Below are 344 nucleotides of genomic sequence, written 5' to 3'. Positions count from 1 at the left end.
CTCCAGCGACGAGGTGGGCTCGTCCATGATCACGACCCGCGCGTTGATGCTGACCGCCCGCGCGAGTGCCACCATCTGCTGGATGCCGAGCGGGAGGCTGCGCAGCTGGCGGCGGACGTCGACGTGGATGCCGTAGGCCGCGAGCAGGTCGCGCGCGTCCGAGTGCATGCGCTTCTTCTCGATGAGGCCGAGGCGGTTGCGCGGTTCCCGCCCGAGGAAGATGTTCTGCGCAACGCTCATCAGCGGAACCAGGTTCACCTCCTGGTAGATCGTCGAGACGCCCGCCCTCTGGGCATCGAGCGGCCGACCGAAGGTGACGACGTCTCCCCCGAGGCGGACCTCGC

At 68.9% G+C, this 344-nt stretch carries 1 protein-coding gene; it reads right to left on the bottom strand.

Annotation, left to right across the window (positions count from 1 at the left end):
* Positions 1–344 (bottom strand): ATP-binding cassette domain-containing protein (locus SB717_RS34310; protein WP_410907308.1); only part of this gene is annotated, 344 nt, incomplete at both ends.

It is taken from the genome of Priestia sp. SIMBA_032 (assembly GCF_046535215.1).
Taxonomy (GTDB): Bacteria; Bacillota; Bacilli; order Bacillales; family Bacillaceae_H; genus Priestia; species Priestia aryabhattai.
The sequence above is the reverse complement of the archived record's forward strand: the minus strand, read 5'-3'. Positions and strand labels throughout refer to the sequence as shown.